4 protein-coding genes are annotated in these 3,879 nt (G+C 45.8%); 2 read left to right on the top strand and 2 right to left on the bottom strand.

Going from position 1 to position 3,879, the window contains the following annotated elements; all coding sequences use genetic code 11:
* Together PF479_RS09250 and PF479_RS09255 are read right to left on the bottom strand one after the other, a co-directional pair.
* A partial coding sequence (locus tag PF479_RS09250) for a LytS/YhcK type 5TM receptor domain-containing protein (RefSeq protein ID WP_298005335.1) occupies positions 1-944 on the bottom strand: 944 nt, incomplete at its 3' end.
* A gap of 196 nt (positions 945-1,140) precedes the next feature.
* Positions 1,141-2,313, bottom strand: a complete 1,173-nt coding sequence (locus tag PF479_RS09255) for an alcohol dehydrogenase family protein (RefSeq protein ID WP_298005336.1) — start codon at positions 2,311-2,313, stop codon at positions 1,141-1,143.
* Between the two features lie 148 nt (positions 2,314-2,461).
* Here PF479_RS09255 and PF479_RS09260 point away from each other — a divergent pair, with 148 nt between their 5' ends.
* Positions 2,462-2,746, top strand: coding sequence for a hypothetical protein (locus tag PF479_RS09260; protein WP_298005339.1), 285 nt, complete (start codon positions 2,462-2,464; stop codon positions 2,744-2,746).
* Positions 2,747-3,769, top strand: a complete 1,023-nt coding sequence (locus PF479_RS09265) for a Fic family protein (RefSeq protein WP_298005342.1) — start codon at positions 2,747-2,749, stop codon at positions 3,767-3,769.
* Positions 3,770-3,879 lie beyond the last annotated feature (110 nt).

The raw sequence follows: 3,879 nt of genomic DNA on the forward strand, positions 1-3,879 counted from the left end.
CGGTCTGTAATATCGTGGATTATTGAGAAAAGCAGGGGATTCTCATTCTGTACAATGGTTTCGGAAAAAACTTCAACATCCCGGATACTGTCATCGGCTCTGCGGTGCTGTGCCAGGAAATTCAATTCCCTGTTCTTTTGAATAACCCCGATTTTCTCAAAAACCTCATGTTGAGGAGCCATATTGATCTGATGAATATTCATGGATTTCATTTCGGCATAGGACCAGCCATAAAACTTTATGGCTGATTCATTTGCATCCTGTATGTCACCGGATTCGGGGTCAATGATCAGCATGATTGTATGATTGTCTCTAAAAAGAGTATGGAATAATTCTCTGTTATCCAGAAGCTTCTTCTGAGCGACTCTGGAATCATTCTGAAAAGAGAGTAAGCTTCCAACAAGGCTTGTTGCCAGAGGAAGGAGCAGCAGATAAGGGATGGCTAGACTCTTTGTGATCATTCGATTGTCGGGCCTGGGGAATAGCAGAAAGAAAAGCATGAGGATAATAGAATGAACAGCTAATCCGAATGCAAAATTAAATCTCCATCCAGGCCTGATCTGTTTATTTGTTACGACTCTTCCCATCAGAATACCAAGGAAAGTTGCTATTATAATACTGAGAACTCCAACGAACATACCGGTTCCACCCAGCCAGATCCGGTAGACTCCGGCTATAAACATGGCAATTATTGTCGGTAAAATACCCAGAAAAAGACCAGAGACACTGAGAAGAACTGTTCTTGAATCGAAGATCATGCCTGGATGTGTGAAAATACTGTTGTTCATCAGAACAATACTGATGACTCCGATGATCACTCCCTGCAGGGATTTGCTGAATATTGTTGTTTGATCGTGTTGGAAAATTAAAAGATTTTGAATGAATAACAGAGAAAGCAACAGTGATATATTGGTTGCTATATCTATGAGTAGTGTAACAGTCATCTTGTCTCCCTGATTTGATTTATTAATATATCATGATCAGAAATGTTTTTATAGGATTTTAACAAAATGGTTCTGTTTCTCTTGGGGAGGAACTCTGGTTTAGTTTGGCTTCGAGCAGCATCCCCTATGACAGCACAGTGATATGGATATCTCTGCCGGGGATGCATCTTCGGTTCATAATAGAGGTCCCCCTTACTTAGAGCCCGAACAGATCCCGCTGGGCGGCACTCAGTGCCTGGGGTATTAAAACGAAATTGCCTACATGCTTTTTCAGTGTAAATTCTTTCTGTGCCTCCACAATCTGTTCCAGAGGAAATGTCCTGGCAAGGAGCGGTTTGATTTCATCCTTTTCAATATAAGAAATGAGATTTGGAAAAACTGGTTCGTCCCATGCGGTACAGCCTATCAAAGTGAGATCCTTGAGATAAAAGTTTCGCATATCCAGGGTCACCAGAGGACCGGCGATGGCTCCTGAGGATGCATAGCGGCCGCCTCTTTTTAAAACCAGCATCATCTCATTGAAATTTGATCCGCCTACATTATCGACAACCACATCCACAGACATTTCACCAAGATGGGACAGGATATCCTCACCCCTGGGGATCACCCGATCGGCACCAATGGAGTGTACTTGGTCCATTTTATTTTTTCCGGCGATGGCCGTTACGATGGCACCCCGACGTTTAGCAAGTTGCACCACAGCAGAACCAACACCACCGGAGGCCCCGGTTACCAGCACATGTTCATTTGCACTTACTTTGGACCGGTGAATCATGTTCTCTGCAGTACCATAGGCGCAGGGAATGGTTCCCAGTTCGGCATCACTCCAATCGCAGTTCACGGGGAAAACTTCAGAAGCGGCAATCTTGACAAATTGAGCGAATGCACCATCGAAATCGGAGGCCATCCAGATATTTTCCTTCGAATCCCATCCCTCACTGCGAATGCAGGCCCGTATGAGTACCCGGGAACCGATGGTTACCGGGTCTACTCCGGGTCCTGCCTGGACAATGCGCCCGCAGCAGTCTGTTCCCTGGATATATGGAAAGGGGGTTGCCCCATTCCATCCTCCGTCCGCTTTTTCTTCAGCTTCTGTCTTTTCTCTCTCGTCCTCGCTAAGTGATTCTGTCCCGGCGGTGACAGTGGACGAGTACCAGCCCAGACGGGTATTGATTTCAGTATTATTAACTCCGGCAGCCAGTACTTGAAGAAGTACCTCTCCTTCAGAAATTTCCGGGATCGGCACGTCCCGATATTCGAGTTTCTCATATCCTCCATTACCGGTTGTAACCACGGCCTTCATGGATTTTGTACAATTCGTAAGATCAAAACGGTCTTTTCCCGCTGTTTCAGAATTTTTATTTTCCATAGGTTTGTTTTCCTTATATTTCATTATACGTCATTAAATACTGGGGCAACGAAATAAAAAATATGGTATAAATAAACAGCGAGTGGCCTTAAAATCCCCAACGCCCCAAAGCCCGGCGTCCCGATGCCAGGTTCAGATGGAATAATGGATGAAAACTGAAGTACAAACTAGAAAAGAAATAATTGGCAAAAAACTCTTTGAATCCGCTTGGGATGTAAATAATCCAACTCAAGTTGTAAATGTGTTCGACATCCTTGTTGAATTACCGGAAGCTGTCTCTGAAGCAAGAACGATTTGTGAGGGCCATCCATTCAGTGATTGTGTGCTCCTGGGGAAGGATGGAAAAGCTCTGACTCAGGGGCTTATCAATACTGAGATTGCGGGATGGAATTGTAAGGAAATACTCCAACACATCGTAAGGCCAGCAGCATAAATGAAAAATGCCTATCAACCTCCCTGCACAATCACGGCAGAAATATTGAAACTTGCCGCGGATATTTCTGAACAGATTGGCCGGTTTTCCGTGTCACATCTGTCAGATTCTGCACTGCGTTTGCGGCGTATCAATCGCATCAAAACCGTGCATGGTTCTCTTGCCATCGAAGGGAATACCCTCAGCGAAGAGCAGATTACCGCGATTCTTGAAGGGAAACGGGTACTGGCACCACCGAAAGAGATTAAAGAAGTGGAGAACGCTCTTGGCGTTTACGACCAGCTTGAAGAATGGGAGCCCTCATCGCTGAATGATCTTTTAAAGGCCCATCAAGTGATGATGAGTGATCTAATTATAGAATCCGGGCAGTTTCGCAGCAGCGGCGTCGGGGTCATGAAGGGGCAAGATGTCGTGCATATGGCTCCGCCGGCGTCAATGGTGCCCACTCTTATCAATCAACTGCTTCTGTGGGTTAAGGAGAGTCAGGATCACCCGCTTATTGTAAGTTCTATCTTTCACTATGAGTTTGAATACATTCACCCCTTTGCAGACGGGAATGGGCGGATGGGCCGTTTATGGCAGACCCTGATTTTAAGCCGATGGAATCCGCTCTTTGCCTGGCTTCCGGTTGAGAACATGGTCTTCAAACATCAGAAACAGTACTATGGGGCCATCGAGGCCAGTACCCGGTGTGCGGATACTGCTGCTTTTGTTGAATTTATGCTCAAGGCAATCCTTGAAACACTGCAGGACGTGAGCCAAACTACCCCCGGAGTTACACCTGAAGTCACACCCGAAGTCAAGAAGCTGTTAAGGGTCCTGAAAGGGGAGATGAGCCGAACTGAACTGATGGGGAAACTGAGCCTGAAGGATGAGAAGAATTTCCGGCTTAGATACATTCAGATGGCCCTTGAAGCCGGACTCATTGTACGCACCATCCCCGAGAAACCCAACAGCCGATTGCAGAAGTACAGGCTCAGCAACAGAGGGATGAATTATCAAAAAAGATTAAAGAAGGCATAAAAACATGCTGCAGAACAATCCCTCATATCAAGCTGGTGAGCCGCCTGTTCTTTGATCAGGTGAAGCTGGAAGAGTTGATTTGAGGTAACACCGCATCCAGTCTTGTAGGC

The sequence above is a fragment of the Oceanispirochaeta sp. genome (genome assembly GCF_027859075.1).
Lineage (GTDB): Bacteria > Spirochaetota > Spirochaetia > DSM-2461 > DSM-2461 > Oceanispirochaeta.

Excerpts from the sequence above, each read along its gene's own strand:
- PF479_RS09255 (WP_298005336.1), bottom strand. The coding sequence starts at position 2,313 with ATGGAAAATAAAAATTCTGAAACAGCGGGAAAAGACCGTTTTGATCTT.
- PF479_RS09260 (WP_298005339.1), top strand. The coding sequence starts at position 2,462 with ATGAAAACTGAAGTACAAACTAGAAAAGAAATAATTGGCAAAAAACTC.
- PF479_RS09265 (WP_298005342.1), top strand. The coding sequence starts at position 2,747 with ATGAAAAATGCCTATCAACCTCCCTGCACAATCACGGCAGAAATATTG.